General features: G+C 49.6%; 13 protein-coding genes. 12 read left to right on the top strand and 1 reads right to left on the bottom strand.

What is annotated here, in order from left to right; translation table 11 throughout:
* Positions 1 to 94 precede the first annotated feature (94 nt).
* Positions 95 to 2,902, top strand: coding sequence for an ABC transporter ATP-binding protein/permease (locus NFR55_RS02085; protein WP_251545752.1), 2,808 nt, complete (start codon positions 95 to 97; stop codon positions 2,900 to 2,902).
* A 72-nt stretch (positions 2,903 to 2,974) separates the two neighbouring features.
* On the opposite strand, the gene NFR55_RS02080 is transcribed toward NFR55_RS02085, so the two are convergent.
* Positions 2,975 to 3,784, bottom strand: coding sequence for an SDR family NAD(P)-dependent oxidoreductase (locus NFR55_RS02080; RefSeq protein WP_251545750.1), 810 nt, complete (start codon positions 3,782 to 3,784; stop codon positions 2,975 to 2,977).
* 115 nt (positions 3,785 to 3,899) lie between these two features.
* Between NFR55_RS02080 and NFR55_RS02075 the strand changes: the two genes are divergently transcribed.
* The 11 genes from NFR55_RS02075 to NFR55_RS02025 all read left to right on the top strand — a co-directional run bounded on the left by NFR55_RS02075 (position 3,900) and on the right by NFR55_RS02025 (position 19,193).
* On the top strand, positions 3,900 to 5,531 hold the full coding sequence (locus tag NFR55_RS02075; RefSeq protein WP_251545749.1) for a hypothetical protein: 1,632 nt from the start codon (positions 3,900 to 3,902) through the stop codon (positions 5,529 to 5,531).
* Between the two features lie 7 nt (positions 5,532 to 5,538).
* A complete protein-coding gene (gene lepB / locus NFR55_RS02070; protein WP_251545747.1) occupies positions 5,539 to 6,222 on the top strand; it encodes a signal peptidase I in 684 nt (227 codons plus the stop codon).
* A gap of 30 nt (positions 6,223 to 6,252) precedes the next feature.
* A complete protein-coding gene (locus tag NFR55_RS02065; RefSeq protein WP_251545745.1) occupies positions 6,253 to 7,098 on the top strand; it encodes a DegV family protein in 846 nt (281 codons plus the stop codon).
* Positions 7,099 to 7,108: 10 nt separating this feature from the next.
* A complete protein-coding gene (gene rsmG, locus NFR55_RS02060) occupies positions 7,109 to 7,798 on the top strand; it encodes a 16S rRNA (guanine(527)-N(7))-methyltransferase RsmG (protein WP_251545743.1) in 690 nt (229 codons plus the stop codon).
* 300 nt (positions 7,799 to 8,098) lie between these two features.
* Entirely contained in the window at positions 8,099 to 9,412 is a 1,314-nt protein-coding gene (gene mnmE, locus NFR55_RS02055; protein ID WP_251545741.1) for a tRNA uridine-5-carboxymethylaminomethyl(34) synthesis GTPase MnmE, read from the top strand.
* Between the two features lie 250 nt (positions 9,413 to 9,662).
* Positions 9,663 to 10,112 carry an SsrA-binding protein SmpB gene (smpB, locus tag NFR55_RS02050; RefSeq protein ID WP_251545739.1) on the top strand — a complete coding sequence of 150 codons (450 nt, stop codon included), beginning with the start codon at positions 9,663 to 9,665 and terminating at the stop codon, positions 10,110 to 10,112.
* 21 nt (positions 10,113 to 10,133) lie between these two features.
* Positions 10,134 to 11,504, top strand: a complete 1,371-nt coding sequence (locus tag NFR55_RS02045; protein ID WP_251545731.1) for a citrate/2-methylcitrate synthase — start codon at positions 10,134 to 10,136, stop codon at positions 11,502 to 11,504.
* A gap of 1 nt (position 11,505) precedes the next feature.
* Positions 11,506 to 12,852 (top strand): 23S rRNA (uracil(1939)-C(5))-methyltransferase RlmD, encoded by a 1,347-nt coding sequence (rlmD, locus tag NFR55_RS02040; protein WP_251545729.1) that lies wholly within the window; start codon positions 11,506 to 11,508, stop codon positions 12,850 to 12,852.
* A 65-nt stretch (positions 12,853 to 12,917) separates the two neighbouring features.
* A complete protein-coding gene (locus tag NFR55_RS02035) occupies positions 12,918 to 17,510 on the top strand; it encodes a DUF4011 domain-containing protein (protein ID WP_251545727.1) in 4,593 nt (1,530 codons plus the stop codon).
* Positions 17,511 to 17,576: 66 nt separating this feature from the next.
* On the top strand, positions 17,577 to 18,374 hold the full coding sequence (locus tag NFR55_RS02030; protein ID WP_251545725.1) for an HAD family hydrolase: 798 nt from the start codon (positions 17,577 to 17,579) through the stop codon (positions 18,372 to 18,374).
* A gap of 225 nt (positions 18,375 to 18,599) precedes the next feature.
* Complete coding sequence (locus NFR55_RS02025) at positions 18,600 to 19,193, top strand: NUDIX domain-containing protein (protein WP_251545723.1); 594 nt, start codon at positions 18,600 to 18,602, stop codon at positions 19,191 to 19,193.
* Positions 19,194 to 19,214 lie beyond the last annotated feature (21 nt).

Raw genomic sequence — 19,214 nt, 5'->3', positions numbered from 1 at the left:
TGTAAATTTAATTTCGCCGATTGCCCGTAACGCTTAACAAACGCATATTTTTGTATTATAATAATTAGAAAAAATCGAAAAACGGAGAAAAACCATGCTCGAACTCAAAAAGATTACAAAAGATTACGCCGTAGGCGACGGAAAGGTTCAGGCGCTCAAGGGAGTGGATATATCTTTTCGAAAGAGCGAATTCGTTTCCGTTCTCGGGCCGAGCGGTTGCGGCAAAACAACGCTTCTAAACATAATAGGCGGGCTCGACCATTACACGAGCGGAGAAATGTACATAGACGACGTGAGCACCAAAAACTACGGCGACCGCGACTGGGACACCTACCGCAATCACCGCATAGGCTTCGTTTTCCAAAGTTACAATCTGATACCGCACCAAACCATATCGCAAAACGTGGAACTCGCGCTCAATATTTCGGGCGTTGACAAAGCCGAGAGAGTGCGCAGAGCGCACGAAGCGCTCGATAAAGTGGGGCTTAAAGGGCAGTACAACAAAAAGCCCAATCAATTATCGGGCGGACAGTGCCAACGCGTGGCGATTGCCCGCGCACTCGTAAACGAGCCCGAAATACTGCTTGCCGACGAACCGACGGGCGCGCTCGACACCGTAACTTCGGTGCAAATAATGGACCTGATACAGGATATTTCAAAAGAACGTCTTGTTATAATGGTTACGCACAATCCCGAGCTTGCAGAAAAGTATTCCACGCGCATCATAAAATTGCTTGACGGCGAAGTGGTAGCCGACTCCAATCCGTTCGGCGGCGAAACAGAAGAAGAAAAAGAGCCTGCAAACGAAAAAGAAACTAAAGAAAAAGAAGCGCAAGCGGCAATTGCGGAAACACAAAAACCCAAAACGAAAAAAGCAAAACTTTCCTTTTGGTCGGCGTTTAAGCTGTCGGCGCGAAATCTGCTTTCCAAACTCAAGCGCACTTTGCTCGTTTGCTTCGCCGGCTCTATAGGCATAATAGGCGTGGCTACGGTGCTTGCGGTGTCTACGGGCGTGCAAAACTTTATCGCCGACATGCAAAACGATATGCTTTCGGGCAATCCCGTGCGCATAAGCACCGAAGCTCTCGATATGACCGCAATTATGGAAAGCATGAACGCAATGGAAAAAGCGGGCGCGGCGTCATCTTCCATAGAAAACGGCAAGATAAACGTGGAGCAGATGATAGAGTATCTTGCCGAACGCGGCGGAGAAATGGAGTCCGCCATGATACGCAACGATATCACAAACGAATACCTCGAATACGTAAAAGCCATGCCCGAGGAATACTACGCTTCAGTTTCGGCAACATACGGAATTAACTCGTCGCTCAACTTATACACCGATTTTAAGTTGGAAGCGTTGCCGAGCTCGGCGGACGGCGAAACATCAAACCCCACCGAAACGAAAACTATGTCTTTGGCGGCGGCAATAGAAATGTATACGCACATGCTCGGAAAAACCGAGTTCAAGGACTACGCGCAGTACATACCCATGTTTACCGACCATTTCAGACAATTGCCCGGAGATAAAGACTTTATACTTTCGCAGTACGATATAATTTCTGACAAATCAACGAGCAAATTCGCCGAAGAAGAGGACGAAATAATGCTCGTTGTGAGCGACAAATACTCGCTCACCGACTTGACTCTTGCGCAATTCGGCTATTTCTCTCAAGACGAATTTTTGAATATTGCGTACAAAGCCATAAAAGACGACCCCGACGCGCAAGACAAATACGACGAAAATCTTTGGAAAGACAAATTCACCTATAGTGAACTGCTCGGAAAAACCTTTACCTGGTATCCGAACGACACCATATACCAAAGTACGGAAAACATGCCGCCTATTCCGGGCTCGAGCATAAACAAAGAAAACGTACCGTTTACGTACCGTTCTACCGTAGATAACAGCTTTACGGGCGGAAAAAAACTTAAAATAACCGCTATATTGCGCCCTAAAGAAGGAATGGCGTACGGCAGCATGCAATCGGGCTTTTATTACACGAGCAAATTTACCGACGCGGTGATTGCCGACGGATTAAATTCCGAAATAGTAAAATACCTCAACGATAACGAGTTAGAGAGTTTTTCTTCCGCTCCGAGCACTGCGGGCGGCAACGATTTTAAGGTGGTGTTGTATCCTTTTCAATACGTGCTAAACGGCGAACCTCAAGCGGGATACGGAGTTGCGGGCACAATGAACCAACTTAGTCTTCTGCTCGGCGCAATGGGCGGAGGCTCGGCAAACGGCGGGCAGGAATACAAAATATACACTCTTTCAAAGCGCGACCTCGGCGGCGTAAACACTCCGAGCGCGATATCCGTTTATCCCACCGATTTCGAGTGGAAAAACAAAGTTTGCGCCTATCTCGATAAATGGAACGAAAGCGGCGATATAACCGTAGGCGACAAAGTTATAACCGCCGAGCAGAGGGAAGAAATAAAATACACCGACAATCTCGGACTGGTAATCAGTCTTGTAAACGACCTTATAGATATAGTTACAGCCGCGCTTATCGCGTTTACCGCGCTGTCGCTCGTTGTGTCTACGGTGATGATAGCGATTATAACCTACGTTTCGGTAATGGAGCGCGTAAAAGAAATAGGCGTGATACGCAGTTTGGGCGGTAGAAAGCGCGACGTTTCCGCGTTGTTCGTAGCCGAAACCTTTATAATAGGCGGCTCGTCGGGCGTATTCGGCATAGCCATAACTTACTTGCTGTCGTTTATATTAAATATGATACTCGGAACGCTGTTCGGAATTTATTCCATTGCGGCGTTGCCCGTTCTCTCCGCGGTGGTTATGATAGGAATAAGCATACTGCTTACGGTGATTGCGGGACTAATCCCCGCCAGCCTTGCGGCTAAGAAAGACCCCGTCGACGCGCTAAGAAGCGAGTAAATTTTCTTTCGGATGAGATTGCTTCGTAGGGCTACGCCCTCCTCGCAATGACGTTTTTAACCGTTAAACTTTCTACTTGGGTAAAAACAATTTTTCGGTCATTTTAAGCATAAAATTTTGCGAAAAAATCTTGGAGCAAAAATATAAAAATTTATATTTCGCGCCTATTATATAAAGCGCGCCCTTCTTTTTCACGCTTATCTTAAGTATTTTTTTGCTTGCCTTTTCGGCGTTCATGCGCTTGTTTTCTCTGCCGTCCACTTTGTTTTGAGCCGCTTCCACGCTTAAGCCGTATCTTTCGTTGGTATCGGTGTATTTAAGTCTGTTTGCGGTAAATTCGCTTTTTATATCTCCGGGGCAAATGCAAACCACGTTTATTCCGCTATTTTTAAGTTCCATTCTTAAACCGAAAGCGAGCATGTTGAGCGCGGCTTTCGCACTGCAGTACACGCCGCGAAAAGGCAGGGCGAACAGTGCGCACGCCGAACTTATCATTACTATTTTGCTCCCTCTTTGCATGGCGGGCAACAGCTCTCGAGTAAAAACGAGCGGGGCAAAGTAGTCTACCTCCGCAACGTATCTTATTTTTTCTTCGGGCAACAGCTCGGTTGCGCCCGAAATTCCCAGTCCCGCGTTGTTTATAAGTAAATCGACGCGCCCGTATTTTTCGGTTATTTCTTTCGCCGCTGTTTTGGTTTGCTCGGCGCAAGACAAATCACATTTGAAAAAGTCGCATTCCGTACCGTTATCCGTTTTAGGTTCGGAGCGGGAAACGCACACCGTTTTATATCCGAGTTTTATAAGTCCGCCGATTAGTTCGCGCCCTATTCCGCTGCTTCCGCCCGTTACTACCGCTACTTTTTCACCGTAATTTTTGTTCATTATTTTATTATATCACCCAAACGGCGGCAAATCAATCTTTTTTTATGTTTTAACTCCTTTTACAGCGCGGAAACGATTACTTGACAAACTCATTCAAATAGAGTAAAATGCTTGTATGGTAATTTCACCTCAAATGCTTTGGGCGGAACACGACCGAACGTTGCTCCCTTTGGACGTAAGCGAAATAGCGTCGGTAACCGCGGAAAACGGCGTTGAAAAACATTTGTATTTCAACGGCGAGGCAACGCCCGCGGGATGCACGCGAATATACGCGCGGTTATTCGTCCCTACCGAAAAGACAAACAAACTCGTAATAATAATGCTCGACCCCGACTCCGATATAAGCAAAACGGATATTTCGGAATATACGGGCGAGGGCAAAGCTCTTTTGATAGTGGACTATGCGGGCAACGTAGCCGACCGCATGAGATTTACCATTTATCCGCCGCCGCTTTCTTTTGCCAACTATTCGGCGGAAAACCTGTACAAAAAAACCGAAAGTCCGCAAAAATCCTGCCATTACGTGTGGACTGAAATATGCTTGCGAGCTATCACTTTCGCGCAAAGCGAGGGCTACGAAAAAGTTGCGCTCGTGGGAGTGGGGCGGGGCGGCGCACCCGTACTCAGAAGCGCGGCGATATGCGATTATCCGTCTTGCGCGGCTTCGTTTTTCTCGCCCGGATTTTTCCCGCCCGCGGATGACCCCGAACTTATGGAAATCAGCGTTAGTTTGGACGTAACGGGCTATTCGCAAATACTCAAAGTTCCGTTTTTGCATCAGTGCTGTTCCAACGACACCGACTCGTCGCTCGACGCAATTAGCGAGCTCAGCAACAAATCAGCGGACAAAGACATACTTTATATATCCAAACGAAGCAGCGGAAAATGCGAGAAAAACATTCTCAATATCGTTCCTCGCGCAAACCGCATATTCACAAAAGAAACAATAGAAAACCTTAAAATGTTTTTGAATTTGTATCTCGGCGACGAAAATTCTTGCGAAATCAAAGATAATCTCGCGCCGCCGCTCAACCTTTCAATATCCGGCGGCGAAAAAAGAATGTATTTTTCGGTTAAATGCGCCGTAAAATTAAAGGAAGCTCAGTTGTACGTTTCGCACGGCGTTACCAATCCCGCATACAGGAATTGGCGTGCCGTTTCGCTCGAAAAGGCGGGCGAAGACGAATACATAGGTTATACCGAAGTGTATTCTTTGGATAAACCCATATACTCGTTTGTGTCGGCAACCACGCAGGAAGGATTTACGTACTCAACGCAGGTTATAAAAAAGTTGCCTTCCTCTCTCGATATAACGCCCACCACCATAGTGAAACGCCGCCTTATATACGACAGCGATATGGGCACGGACGATTTTTTCACCGAAGGCGACGGCGAGCCCTTAATAAAGAAAGGACCTTTTTCAATAAGCGGAATTTGCGCTCAAAACGGACTGTTTACGTACAAACTCGGCGACGTTGCGTTCAGCGGCGGACCGGACGTAAATCTTCAGTTTTTGCTTTTCTCGCCCACTCCGCAGGAAATTACCTTTTCTTTTACCGACAGCGACCGTTTTTTGACTTATTCGTGCAAAAAATACGTAACTCCCGATACCGATTGGACTAAAGTTATGATATCGCCGTCCGAGCTTAGGTCGAGCGAGGGAACTTTCACGGGCTGGAACAACGTAATTCTTCTTAAAATAGACGCTCCCAACGAAATTATAATAAGTTCGATTTTGTGGGTATAATATCAAAATGAAAAAAAACAAAAAACAAAAATGGGAAATAGTCATTAAAGACCGTTTTCTTACAAACGAGAAACCCGAAAATCCCTACGTAGTGGCTTTTCTGTATTTCGTTGTGTTCTTTTTGAGTTTTTTGCTTATTTTCGTTTGTTTCTTTCAACTTTGCAACATAAGCGGACAAAGCATGGAAAGCACCTATCACAACGGCGACCACGTGCTTTTGCTTAAAGTCACCTCCACTTACGAGAGAGAGGACGTAATAGTAATAACCAAAGACGTTCAAAACAAGAAAACCAACATTATAAAGAGAGTTATAGCCGTTGAGGGCGACGTACTAATATTCGAACCTTACAAAAACGAAGAAACGGGCGAGGAACTCGTAGCCGTTCATAGAAAGAACAGAGGCTCCGACAAATTCGTAAAGCTCGAAGAAAGCTACATCAAAGAGCCTATGAAAAAAAACTCGGGTAAGTTTTCCAACGATTTTCCTTTCGATACCGAAATCAAGATACCCGAAGGAAACGTATTCGTAATGGGCGACAACCGCAACCACAGTAACGACTCGCGCACCGAAGACGGATTTTTTTATCCCGTGGAAGCCGTGTACGGAAAATCCGTACTTACGGTTAGCAAAGGTTCCATACTCGAATATCTTCTTCAACTATTATATCACGACCGCAACACCGCGGACTGACGGTAAAACACGAAATAAGGGAGAAACAAAATGATAAAGATAACCTGCGACTCCACGGCGGACCTCGATTACCTTTTCGAAAAAAGAAACATTGATTTTCTGCCGCTTATAGTAACTTTGGGCGCAAACAGCTTTTACGACGGAGTGGATATCGCCCCGACCGATATATTTTCTTACGTAAAGGAAAACGGCGCTCTGCCCAAAACCGCCGCAAGAAGCGAAGAGGACTTTTACGAGTTTTTCAAAAAGTATACCGACTGCGGCGACTCGGTAATACATTTCAATATTTCGAGCAAATTTTCGGCAAGCAACGAAATGGCAAAAAAGGCGGCGGCTCGGCTTAACAACGTATTCGTAGTAGACAGCTACAATCTTTCCACAGGCACGGGACTGCTTGCGATGCACGCCGCGGATATGGCGGAAAGCGGCTGTTCGGCACAAGAAATTTACGGCGAAATAAAAAACAGAATACCGTTCGTACAAGCCTCTTTCGTGGTTGACACCATGGAATATTTGAGAAAGGGCGGACGGTGCAGCGGAATTGCGAGTTTTGCCGCGTCGGTACTGAGAATAAAACCCACCATACTCGTTAAAGACGGCGGCATGGTGGTAGGCAAAAAATACATGGGTAGTTTCGACAAAGTAATACTCAAATACGTTGCCGACACGCTGAACTCTTTTAATACTCCCGACTACACGCGCATATTCGTCACTCACACTTACGCCGACCCTCAAACGGTGGAATTCGTAAGGCAGGAAATACAAAGACTTGCGCCGTTCAAAGAGATTATCGAAACCAAAGCGGGTTGCACGGTAACGAGCCACTGCGGAAAAAACACGTTGGGCATACTCTATATAAACGACGGCAAAAAGTAAGGAGAAAAGTTTGCGGCTCATTTCACGGTATCTTCAAAGCATAAATATCCCCACCGACAAAGCGGCGGACGCGGAAAACAAATTTCGCGTCTACCGTGATTTTTTAATCGAACAAAACAAACTGTTCAATCTCACTGCCATTACCGACCCGCAGGAAATAGTAACAAAGCACTTTATAGACTCGCTCGCCGCACTCCCTTACGTAAACGGAAAGGTTGCCGATATAGGAACGGGCGCGGGCTTTCCGGGAATGGTTTTGGCTATAGTAATGCAACAAAACGAGTTCGCTCTCATAGACAGCCTAAACAAGCGCGTAAATTTCTTAAACGAATTACGCGACAAACTCGGTTTAACCAACGCGCACGCAATTCACTCCCGAGCGGAAGACCTTCCCAAAACTCAAACTTACGATACGATTGTTTCCCGAGCGGTATCGAGGTTAAACACGCTTTGCGAATACTGCTTGCCATTCGTTAAAACCGGCGGCACGTTTATATCTTATAAATCGGACGATTGCGAAGAGGAAATAAACGAAGCAAAAACCGCAATAAAGATATTGGGCGGAAAAATAGAGGACGTAAAACAGGTTAACGTATTCGGTACGGATATAGTTCGCAAGCTCGTTTTGATTAAAAAAATAAAAGAAACGCCTCAAAAATATCCGCGCTCGCAAAACAAACCCAAAAAACAGCCGCTTTAGCAAGTAAGTATATATTATTATTAGGTAGCAGTAGTGTAAGTAGAAAGCGTGTATATGTGGATACATCCGTATTTAGTGTTTTTAGGTATAAAAATATTAAAATGTGGGCAAGATAATGTGTTACGCACAAAAACCGCAATGTGGACAACCCACTCAAAACGACCCACTTATATAAACATTATATACACACTCTACAGTGTATAACCGCATATAATAAAAAAGTTATCCACACACTTATCCACAATGTGGATAACTCGCAGTGCATAGATTGTGCAATGTGTGCATAAAGGAAAAAAGACAATGACAAACAGCGAAAAAGACGTAATAGCGGCAATAGCCACGCCGCACGGCCGCGGCGCGATAAGTTGCATAAGGCTGTCGGGCGCGGGAAGCGTGGAAACGGCAAAGAAAGTAACCGAGGGTTTCGACGGAAAGAGTCACGCGCTTATGGTGAATTGCAAGTTTAGTTCCAAAGTGCGCGATAAAATAATGGCGGTTGCCTTTCTCGGAAACAAAAGTTACACGGGCGAGGAAAGCGTGGAGCTGTATTTTCACGGCGGCAAATATCTTACCGAGCAAGCTCTTTTGTGCATACTTGACGCGGGCGCGAGAATGGCTGAAGCCGGAGAATTTACGCGCCGCGCGTTTATGAACGGCAAAATCGATTTGACTCAAGCCGAGGGCATAGGCGATTTGATAGACGCCGACAGCATGCTTGCGCTCGACTCCGCATACGAGCAGAGCGAGGGAAAGACGAGAAAAACCATAGACGAAATATATAATCAAACGGTTACGGCGGCGGCGAAAGCCGAGGTGAGCATAGACTACCCCGAAGAGGACGTACAGGAGCAGACGAACGAAGAAACCGTAAAAGATATAGACGACGCGCTCGAAAATATAAGAAAGGAACTTAAAGGATACAACGGCGGCAGAATTAAGCGAGAGGGACTCAGAGTAGTGCTCACGGGCAAGACCAACGCCGGCAAAAGCACTCTTTTCAATACCTTGCTCGGAGAGGACAGAGCGATTGTGTCCGACGAGGAGGGCACAACGCGCGACGCCGTGGAAGAAAAGATGATATACAGAGGATGCGCGTTTGTGCTCGTAGACACCGCGGGACTGCGCGAAACTGACAGTAAAGCCGAAAAAATGGGCATAGAGCGGAGCATACGCGAAGCGAAAGAAGCGGACGTTGTGATACGCGTTGTGAGAAAAAAAGAGCAAATAAGCGGCAAAACCGTTGACGAAAACACCGTTATCGTGTTAAACTCTTGTAAATCTTTTATATCCGAAGAACAAAACGGTTCAAACGGAATAATAGTATTAAACGCCAAAACGGGCGAGGGCGCGGAAAAACTCAAAGAAAAACTATACGAAATATCCAAGTTCAAAACCCAAAGCGGCGGCTCGGTAAACAACGCTCGGCAGTATGCCGCGCTCAAAGTAGCGGAAGAAAGTTTGGAGCGAGCGAAGATTGCCGTGAACACTCTCACCGCCGACTGTGTTTGCGCCGACTTGAGAGAAGCTCTCGACTCGCTCGGGAGCGTAACGGGCAAAAATCCGAGCGACAGCGTAATAGACGAAATATTTTCCAAATTCTGCGTTGGCAAGTAGCATATCGTTAGGTATTAACGTCATTGCGAGGAGTACTTGCGGTTATAATGTCATTGCGAGGAGTACATGCGATTATAATGTCATTGCGAGGAGGGCGTAGCCCGACGCGGCAATCTCGAAATCGTTAGATATTAATGTCATTGCGAGGAGTCCGTAGGACTACGCGGCAATCTTGAAATCGTTAGGTATTAACGTCATTGCGAGCGAACGCAGTGAGCGTGGCAATCTCCTGCATGAGAAAGGAATGTTAATGAAAATTATCGATACCAACAAAAAAGCGTATTTCGACTACGAAATAACCGATACGATAGAGGCGGGCATAGTGCTCGAAGGAAGCGAGGTGAAGTCGGTCAAACTCGGCAATGCAAGATTGCGCGATAGCTTTTGTCAACTCGACGGCGGCGAACTGTGGATAAAAAACTTCTTCATATCGCCTTACGAGAAAGGCAATTCGTTCGCACCCGACGCGCGAAGAAACCGCAAGCTGCTGTTGCACAGAGCGGAAATAGACAAACTCGAAGGTAAAGTGCGTCAAAAAGGTCTTACCCTAATACCCACAAAATTGTATTTCGTGAAAAATAAGGTTAAAATCGAGATAGGAGTGGGGCGGGGCAAAAAACTTTACGATAAGCGTGATACAGCTCGCGACAAAGCGATAAAGAGGGACACCGACCGAGCAATTAAAGAAATGGGCAAATAAATCAAAACGGAGCGCGAGTAAATGGAATTTAACGAATTTTTGAAAGAGGTTATGCCCAAGATAGAAAGACTGGGCGAAATGGCGCGAGAAAGCACCGTAATAGACAATACGTTTTATTACAGGTACGACGTTAAGCGCGGATTGCGCGACCAGCAGGGCAAAGGAGTGCTTGCGGGACTTACCGATATTTCGGAAGTGGTAGGCAAAACCAAAGACGCCGAGGGCAACAGCGTGCCTTGCAACGGAACTCTGCGTTACCGCGGCATAGATATAAAAGATATAGTGCGCGGCTTTGTGAGCGAGAACAGGTTCGGCTTCGAAGAAACCGCGTATCTTTTGTTGTTCGGTTCGTTGCCGAGCAAAAAGGAACTCGGAGAGTTCAACGAACTTTTGTGCGGTTTCCGCTCTCTGCCCGTTTCGTTCGTGCGCGACGTTATAATGAAAGCTCCCAGCGTGGATATGATGAACGGCTTGAGCAGAAGCGTGCTCACGCTCTACTCTTACGACGACAACGCCGACGATATTTCCATACCCAACGTGCTGAGACAGTGTTTGCAACTTATAGCGCAGTTCCCGCTCGTGAGCGTGTACTCGTATCAGGCTTATAAGTATTACCACGAAGAGGGCGGGCTTGTGATAAACACCTGCAAAAAAGACCTCTCCACCGCGCAAAACATGCTGAGGCTGTTGCGCCCCGACGGAAAATATACCGAGCTCGAAGCCAAGATACTCGATATGATGCTCGTCCTGCACGCCGAGCACGGCGGCGGCAACAACTCCACTTTCACAACGCACGTGGTGTCGTCGAGCGGCGCGGATACATATTCGGTGATAGCGGCGGCTCTCGGCTCGCTCAAAGGACCGAGGCACGGCGGAGCGAACATAAAGGTTACCAAAATGTTCGAAGATATGAAAGAAAATCTTCGCGATAACAGCGACTCCGCAGTAAAAGACTACTTGTATAAACTGCTCAATAAGGAAGCGTTCGATAAATCGGGGCTTATATACGGTATAGGGCACGCGGTGTATTCCATGAGCGACCCTCGCGCCGAAATACTCAAAGCCTACGTTGAAAAGCTCGCAGAGGCGAAAGGAAAGACCGACGAATACGAGCTTTACGCCAAAGTGGAACGGCTCGCGCCTCAAATAATCAACGAAAACCGCACCATGTACAAAGGCGTTTCGGCAAACGTGGACTTTTATTCGGGATTTGTAAATTCCATGCTCGGCATACCCACCGAACTGTTTACGCCCATATTCGCGGTAAGCCGCATAGTGGGGTGGAGCGCACACCGCATAGAAGAACTCAGCAACAAGGGCAAGATAATCCGCCCGAACTACAAGTGCATTTCGGAAATAAAAGAATACGTTCCCATAGCGGAAAGAAAATAGCATGACTCCCGTTAACAAAAACGACGTTGTGGAAATAGAAATAGACGGGCTCGGATATGACGGCGAGGGCATAGCGCACATAGGCGGATACACCGTTTTCGTGCGTTACGCGTTGCCGGGCGAAAAGGTGCGGGCCCTGATAATTTTGGCAAAGCCCACTTTTGCGGTGGGCAAGCTCCAAAACATATTGCGGCTTTCGCCCGATAGGGTAGAGCCGTTTTGTCCCGTTTACGGAAAGTGCGGCGGTTGTGTATTGCAGCATATGTCTTACGCGGCGCAACTCGAGTTCAAGCGGAAGTCGGTAGAAGATACCTTTTTCAAGTCGGCGCGGCTTAGAGCGAGCGCGGACAAAACGGTTGAAAGTCCGCTTACAAAAAACTACCGCAACAAGATGAGTTTGCCCGTGCGCGGCAATCCCGCGCAAATAGGTTTTTTCGCTTTGGGCTCGCATCGCGTTGTGCCCGTGTCCGATTGCCCCGTTCAGTTCGAGGGAAACGGTAAACTGATTGAAGCGTTCGGCAAATTTTTGCACGAAAACGGTATTTCGGGCTACAACGAAACCGACGGCTCGGGTTCGGTTAGGCACATAACCGCTCGCAAGCTGGGGGATTTTTACACCGTAACCGTAGTGTCGAACGGCAACCATGGCAAAAAGTTAAAAAAATTCGACGAGGTTTTGCGTAATCTCTACGGCGAAAAGTACGCCTACTACATAAATTACAACACTTTGCGCAACAACGTGATTTTGGGCAAAGAGAGCGAACTTATAGGCGGAACGCCCGCCGTTTCGGTGCAAAACGGGCTGGAAATAAGCGTGCACCCGCAAAGTTTCTTTCAGGTGAACGACGGCGTGCGCGAACTTTTATATCGCGAAGCGGCAAAAGAGGCGGACGCGTCGGTAATTCTCGACGCCTACAGCGGCGCGGGAGTGCTGTCCGCCGTTTTGGCACGCACCGCCGAAAAAGTAATCGCGGTGGAAATAGAGCCAAAGGCGGTGGACTCGGCAAACGCCATGCTTATTAAAAACGGTATAGCTAACGTGCAAACGGTGTGCGGCGACTGCGCGGAAAAACTGCCCCGAATAATAAGCGAACTTTCCTCCGCCGACAAATATAAACTCGGCGCGGTGCTCGACCCTCCTCGCTCGGGTTGCGACTCCCGCGTACTCGAAGCGATAATATCCGCAAATCCCCCCAAAATCATATATATTTCGTGCAACCCCGCAACCCTCGCCCGCGACTGCTCGCGACTCATCTCGGGCGGCTACGAAATTTCCCGCCTAACCCCTTTCGATATGTTCCCTCACTCCGCAAACGTCGAGACGCTTTGCGTGCTCGAAAGAAAATAAAGTAATTTACATTTTCGTCGCTATGTGTTACAATATAGAAAACGAAACGAGCGGCGGAAAAGCGTATGCAAAAAGAAAAGCTGAATAAGTGGGCGGAGTTGTTGCTCGATACGGGCAAGCGCAACAATCTGATAAATTTTAAGGACACGAAGTCGGGAACGGCGGAAATTTTGTTGCCCGATTTTTATACGGTGTTCGAAAAAGTCGAAAAGGGCGGAAGGCTCGAGGTGTACGACGCGAGCATAGAGCGCGACGACGAGTACCGAAACAAAGACGAGGACAAACCGCGCCGATTGAGTCGCGACGAGTTTTTGTATAAATACAGGCTCAAAGCGGGGCGCAACCAAACTCTTATATACAGTTCGTCGTTTAATTCGATAACGGCGGTAAAAAACTTAGACAAAAAAGCAAAGAGCGCGATAGAGGAAACGGGCGTAAACATAGCGTTTGCCGCTCTCGGATTTATGCGTTGGTTCGAGTCGGACGAGTCGCAGTACGTAATGCGCGCTCCGTTGTTGCTCGCGCCCGTAAAGATTGAGAACGAGTCGGCGGCAGACCCCTACTACATAAAATTCGAAGACGACGAGATAATTACAAATCCGGCGTTTGCCTTCAAGCTCAAAAACGATTTCGGGATAGAACTGCCCGACTACGACGAGGACGAGGGTGCGCTTAACTATTTCAACAAAGTGGCAAAGCTCGTAAAAGCGTTGGATTTTACGGTGCTTACCGAGTGCAAACTCGGCACGTTCTGTTTTCAGAAAATCAACATGTACGAGGACGTGACCGAAAACGCCGAGAAAATCGTGCAAAACGAAACGGTGCGGGCGTTGCTCGGCGAACCCGCGGAAAAAAGCGGGGAGGCGGGCGAGCCTGCCGAGTCGGCAAAGTTCGACGAACTGTGTAACGTAGTAGACGCCGACTCCAGCCAATGCGAAGCCATAGAGCTTGCGGGCAGGGGCGAAAGTTTCGTGTTGCAAGGACCTCCCGGCACGGGCAAAAGCCAGACCATAACCAACATAATAGCCAAACTGCTTTCGTGCGGCAAAAAGGTGCTGTTCGTGTCCGAAAAGCTCGCCGCGCTTAACGTGGTTTACGGCAAACTCAAGGCGGCGGGGTTGGAAGAATTTTGCCTCGAGCTTCACAGCCACAAGGCGAACAAAAAAGAGGTTATCGCCGAGCTTTGCCGCACTTTGCGATTAGACAACACCGTGGTGTCGGCGCGGGCGGATAAAGAGCTTGAAATACTCCGCGGCGAAAAGAAAGCAATAGAAGATTACTGCGCCGAACTGCACGCGGTGCGCGAGCCTATAGGCAAATCGTTTTACGATATGTGCGAGGAGGTTTCGGCTCTGAGAAACGCGCCCGACCTCGAGTACGTGATTTCGGATATTTCGCTTAAGGGCGAAGAGTTTTTGACCGAGGCGGAAGGGCTGTTCAAAAGGTTCGCGGGCTTTGCCCAAACCGTGGGGTACGATTACAGGCGAAACGTATGGTACGGCTACGCGGGGACGGATACAACTTACGCCGCCGTGGCGAAGATAAAAGAACGGCTTACGGCAACCGAGGAACTTTGCGGCGAGCTCGGGGAACTGCGCGACTTAATCGCAAAAAGATACCTAACCTCCGCCGCCGACGGAATAAAGCGGGCGCAGGCGTTCGCCTCGCTGTTCGACCTACTCGACGACTGCGAATTCGTTACTCCTCGGCTTTTGAGCGTAAGCGCGGTGCAAAAAGCGGACGAAGCAGTAAAGAAGATGCACGCGCTCGCAAACGAAATAATTTCGCTTAGAGCGCAACTCGGCGAGATTTTCGACGAAGATATATATAAGCTGGACGGCAAAACGGTATACAAAAAACTCTCGAGGGAGTATAGCGGATTTTTCAAGCGGCTGTTCGGCGGCGAATACAGGCGCATAATAAGCGAACTGCGGCTGTGCAAAAAAGACGGCAAAAAGCCGAGCTACAAAAAGGCGGTGCAATACGCCGAACTGCTCAATAGGCACGCCGCGCGAAGCGAGGATTTCGGCATGCTCGAGAGCAAAACCGCGGAACTTTTGGGCTCGGGTTACAACGGAGTGAACACCGATTTCGCAAAACTCGAAACCGAAATTGCCGCGCTCAAAGCGGTTATCGCCGACGGCGCGGAATTCGGCGCGTTGTCCGACTACACGGCGGAGCGACTGGAAAACGAAAAGCCCGAGCTTGCGAAGATAACGGCGCGATACAAAAGAGCGTTCGCCGAGTATTCGGGCGCGTTCGAGGCTCTCGCCGCAGATTTCAACGCCGATGAGTTCGATTTGCGCACCTGCTCGCTCGGCGAGTTGCAAGACAAGTGCCGCGGTTGTTTGGAAAACACGCAAGCCATAGACGAGTGGCGCATGTTTAGCGAACTGCGCCGCAAGCTGTCCGCGCTCGGATTGGCGGAATTTACGAATATTGCTTTGGATATGCAAATTCCCGCGGCGCAATTTGCCGACGTCTATAAAAAAGCGTTTTTCGTTCAGTGGCTTGACTATGTTATGAAAAATTCGCCCGTGCTCGACGAGCTCGGCAGAGTGAGACACGACCAAGCGGTAAAACTGTTTTGCGAAAAAGACAGAATATCGTTCGGCGTAAACAAAGCCAAAATCAAAGCCGCTTTGAGCGCGACTCGACCCGGCACCGAAATGGTTGCGAGGGGGAGTGCGCTCGGCATATTGCTTCACGAGGGCGGCAAAAAGCGCAAGCAGATGAGCATACGCCGTCTGCTCGGCGAAATAGGCGAGCTTGCGCTCACGCTCAAGCCCTGCTTTTTGATGTCGCCGCTTTCGGTGAGTACATACCTCGGCGCGGATATTAAGTTCGACACCGTTATTTTCGACGAGGCGTCGCAGATATTCCCGCAGGACGCGATAGGCGCGATTTACCGCGCGAAACAGCTGATAGTGGTGGGCGACGGCAAACAGATGCCGCCTACCAACTTTTTCAACGCGGTGATAGAGTCGGACGAAGAGGACGAGGACTACGGCGACGTGGTTGATTTCGAGTCCATACTCGATTTGTGCTCCACCGTGTTTGCGCAAAAGCGGCTCAAGTGGCACTACCGCAGCCGCAACGAGTCTTTGATAGCATTTTCCAACAAGAACTTTTACGACGGCGAACTTGTCACTTTTCCGTCGGCGGGCGGCAAAAAGCAGGGCTACGGCGTGGAGTTTTGTTTTGCGGGCGGCACGTTCGACCGCAAGAGCAAAACCAATCGGGCGGAGGCGGAAAAGGTTGCCGACCTCGTGTTCGAATACGCGCAAAAATATCCCCGCCGCAGTTTGGGCGTGGTTGCGTTCGGCATAGCGCAACAAAATCTCATCGAGCGAATAATAGAAAAGCGCAGGCGCGACGACCCTGTGCGCGAAGACTTTTTCCGCGCCGATAAGCCCGAACCGTTTTTCGTTAAAAACCTCGAAACGGTGCAGGGCGACGAGCGCGACGCGATAATTTTCAGCGTGGCGTACGGCAGGGACGCGCAGGGCAAACTGCTGCTCAATTTCGGACCGCTCAACCGCGAGGGCGGCGAGCGGCGGCTCAACGTGGCGGTAACCCGCGCAAAGGAAAACGTGGTGCTCGTTTCGAGCATGCACGCCACCGATATAGACTTGTCGAGAGCGGGTTCGGAGGGCGCAAGACTGCTTAGAGAATATCTCGACTACGCCGAGTTCGGCGAAATCGCGCTTGCCCGCTCGATTAAAACCAACGGTTTCGATATGTTCGACTCGGAGTTCGAACAAGAGGTTTGCGAGTTTTTGCGCGACAACGGATTTGCCGCCGATATGCAGGTGGGCTGTTCGTCGTTTAAGATAGATATAGCGTTGCGCCGCCCCGACTCGTCGGACTATGCGCTTGCAATCGAGTGCGACGGCGCGAGCTATCACTCGTCGCGTTCCGCACGCGACCGCGACAGGCTAAGGCAGGAAGTGCTCGAGCGTATGGGTTGGAAATTTTACCGCATTTGGTCCACAGACTGGTTTCGCAACAAAAAGTCGGAAAAGGAGCGTTTGCTCGCCGCCGCCCGCGCCGCGGTGAGCGACTTGCAAAACGCGCCGAGCGCGAACGGCAACGCCTATATCGAGCCCGAGTCTTTCGCCGAAGAAACGGTGCGCGACCGGTTCGAGTTTCCGATATACAAAACGGCGGACGTGTATCAAGTGCGCAATAGAGTGAAAAGCGTGATTGCGCTCGTGCGAGAGGTTATGCTCGACGAAGCTCCGCTGAGCGAGGAGTGGATAATAAAGCGACTCGCGCCGCTCTACGGCAGAAACAAAGTGACGTCGGCGGTTACGGCGCAGTTCAGGCGCGATATGTACGGATGCGAGCGCGAAGGCATTGTGCGCAAAAACGGATTTTTGTATTTCAAAGACAAACCCGCGCCCATGCTTCGCGTGCCCGAAGAGGGGAGTGCGCCGCGGGAAATAAAGCACATAGCCGCAGAAGAACTTGCCGAGGGGCTTAGGGAGATTTTGCGGCGCAACGTGAGTGCGCAAAAGTCGGGGCTGTACGCGCTTATAGCCAAAGAGTTGGGATTTTCGCGAGTGGGCGAGAGCATACGCGCACATTTGGATGACGCGCTCGCTTATCTCGGCGACGAAATAGAATACGACGGCGAAACGCTTTCGCTACGATAGGCAATTGCCCGCAATCGCCGCTCCGTTTTTGTTGACTTTTTGCGTGGCGGCGGATATAATATACGTATGGTTAAACTCGTAGCCACAGACCTCGACGGCACTTTGTTGGGTACCGACAAGGTTATACCCGCGGAAATTTTTCCGCTTGCGCACGCTCTCAAAAATAAGGGCGTGCTTTTCGTGCCATCGTCGGGGCGTTCGCCGTACACGCTTTACGAGAATTTCCGACCCATAGCCGACGATATAGACTTTATTTGCGATAACGGCGCGGTTGCGATATCGGGCGGCGAAATCATATATTCGCGCCCCGTCCCGCGCGAAATAGTAACCGAAGTGCTGGAGTGGAGCAAGGGCGAGGACGCGCACGTGTTGCTGTGCGGCAGTCAAACCACCTATCTCGAAAGCGTGGAAGGCACAAAGTACGAACCGCACGTAAAGCCCTATTATTTCCGCAGAGTATCGCGCGACGAGCTTTGGAAAGTGCAAGACGATATAAACAAAATCGCCATTTGCGACCTTCGCAATCCGCGCACGGGCTCATTCGACAGGCTGGTTAAAATGCTCGGCGGCAGGGCGGCGGCAACGGTGAGCGGCGAGGTTTGGATGGACGTTATGCAAAACGGCATAGACAAGGGCAAAGCTCTCACCGCCATACAAAAGCACCGCGGAATAACCGCCGACGAAACTGTGGCATTCGGCGACTTTTACAACGATATACCGCTGCTCAAATGCGCTAAATACGCATACGTGATGAAGAACGCCAACGAGGATATGTTCGAATACGGCAACCGCATAGCCGACAGCAACGACGAAGGCGGCGTACTCAAAGTGATACGAGAAATCGTTGCGGGCACTTTTGAGTAATAAAGTTGCTCCATGTGGGAGATTGCCGCGGGCATAAATGCCCTCGCAATGACGGGCGGAGCGCATTGTCATTGCGAGCGAGCAACGCGAGCGAAGCAATCCCCCGCATGAGGGAGCACCCGCGTTTTCCCGTCATTGCGAGCGAGCAACGCGAGCGAAGCAATCCCCCGCATGAGGAAAATACCCCATAATAAAAAACAAAAAATTCCGGAGGAATTGAAAACCATGCAAATCACCGACAGTAAAGGCAGAACACAAGAGGAATTCCTCGCGGAATACGACAGGACGGCTTACGACCGCCCGAGCTACACCGCCGACAATCTTCTTTTCGCCGACAACGGCGACGGGCTTGCCGTGCTCATGATAAAGCGCGGCGGTCATCCGTTTTTGGGCGAGTGGGCAATTCCCGGCGGGTTCGTAAATCCCGGCGAGTGCGCCGAAGACGCGGCAAAGCGCGAACTCGGCGAAGAAACGGGCATTGAAGTGGATACCGAACAGCTTGTTACCGTGTCCACTCCCGGCAGGGACCCGCGCGGCTGGACGGTGAGCACCTGTTTTATGGGCTTGTTGCCCGAACCTATCGCGCCCGCGGCGGGCGACGACGCGTCGGACGCAAAATGGTTTTCCATAGATTATCTTGCGAGCGGCGACGTTTACAAGCTCATACTCAAGAGCGGCGAAGAAATCGCCACAACCGAGCTAAAACTCGTTCGCGGCGCAGACGGCAAAATAGATATAAACCGCAGCGAGATACTTGCCCGCGGCGGTATAGCGTTCGACCACGCGAAAATCATAATTTACGCGGTTGAGTCGCTTTAGTCGGATTTTACTCTGAGATTG

This window comes from Pumilibacter intestinalis, assembly GCF_943193005.1.
In the GTDB taxonomy this organism is placed as follows: Bacteria; Bacillota; Clostridia; order Christensenellales; family Pumilibacteraceae; genus Pumilibacter; species Pumilibacter intestinalis.
This window is presented reverse-complemented; position numbering and strand designations above follow the sequence as displayed.

Excerpts from the sequence above, each read along its gene's own strand:
- NFR55_RS02035 (WP_251545727.1), top strand. The coding sequence starts at position 12,918 with ATGCAAAAAGAAAAGCTGAATAAGTGGGCGGAGTTGTTGCTCGATACG.
- smpB (WP_251545739.1), top strand. The coding sequence starts at position 9,663 with ATGAAAATTATCGATACCAACAAAAAAGCGTATTTCGACTACGAAATA.
- NFR55_RS02045 (WP_251545731.1), top strand. The coding sequence starts at position 10,134 with ATGGAATTTAACGAATTTTTGAAAGAGGTTATGCCCAAGATAGAAAGA.
- NFR55_RS02075 (WP_251545749.1), top strand. The coding sequence starts at position 3,900 with ATGGTAATTTCACCTCAAATGCTTTGGGCGGAACACGACCGAACGTTG.
- rlmD (WP_251545729.1), top strand. The coding sequence starts at position 11,506 with ATGACTCCCGTTAACAAAAACGACGTTGTGGAAATAGAAATAGACGGG.
- NFR55_RS02025 (WP_251545723.1), top strand. The coding sequence starts at position 18,600 with ATGCAAATCACCGACAGTAAAGGCAGAACACAAGAGGAATTCCTCGCG.
- mnmE (WP_251545741.1), top strand. The coding sequence starts at position 8,099 with ATGACAAACAGCGAAAAAGACGTAATAGCGGCAATAGCCACGCCGCAC.
- lepB (WP_251545747.1), top strand. The coding sequence starts at position 5,539 with ATGAAAAAAAACAAAAAACAAAAATGGGAAATAGTCATTAAAGACCGT.
- NFR55_RS02085 (WP_251545752.1), top strand. The coding sequence starts at position 95 with ATGCTCGAACTCAAAAAGATTACAAAAGATTACGCCGTAGGCGACGGA.
- NFR55_RS02030 (WP_251545725.1), top strand. The coding sequence starts at position 17,577 with ATGGTTAAACTCGTAGCCACAGACCTCGACGGCACTTTGTTGGGTACC.
- NFR55_RS02080 (WP_251545750.1), bottom strand. The coding sequence starts at position 3,784 with ATGAACAAAAATTACGGTGAAAAAGTAGCGGTAGTAACGGGCGGAAGC.
- NFR55_RS02065 (WP_251545745.1), top strand. The coding sequence starts at position 6,253 with ATGATAAAGATAACCTGCGACTCCACGGCGGACCTCGATTACCTTTTC.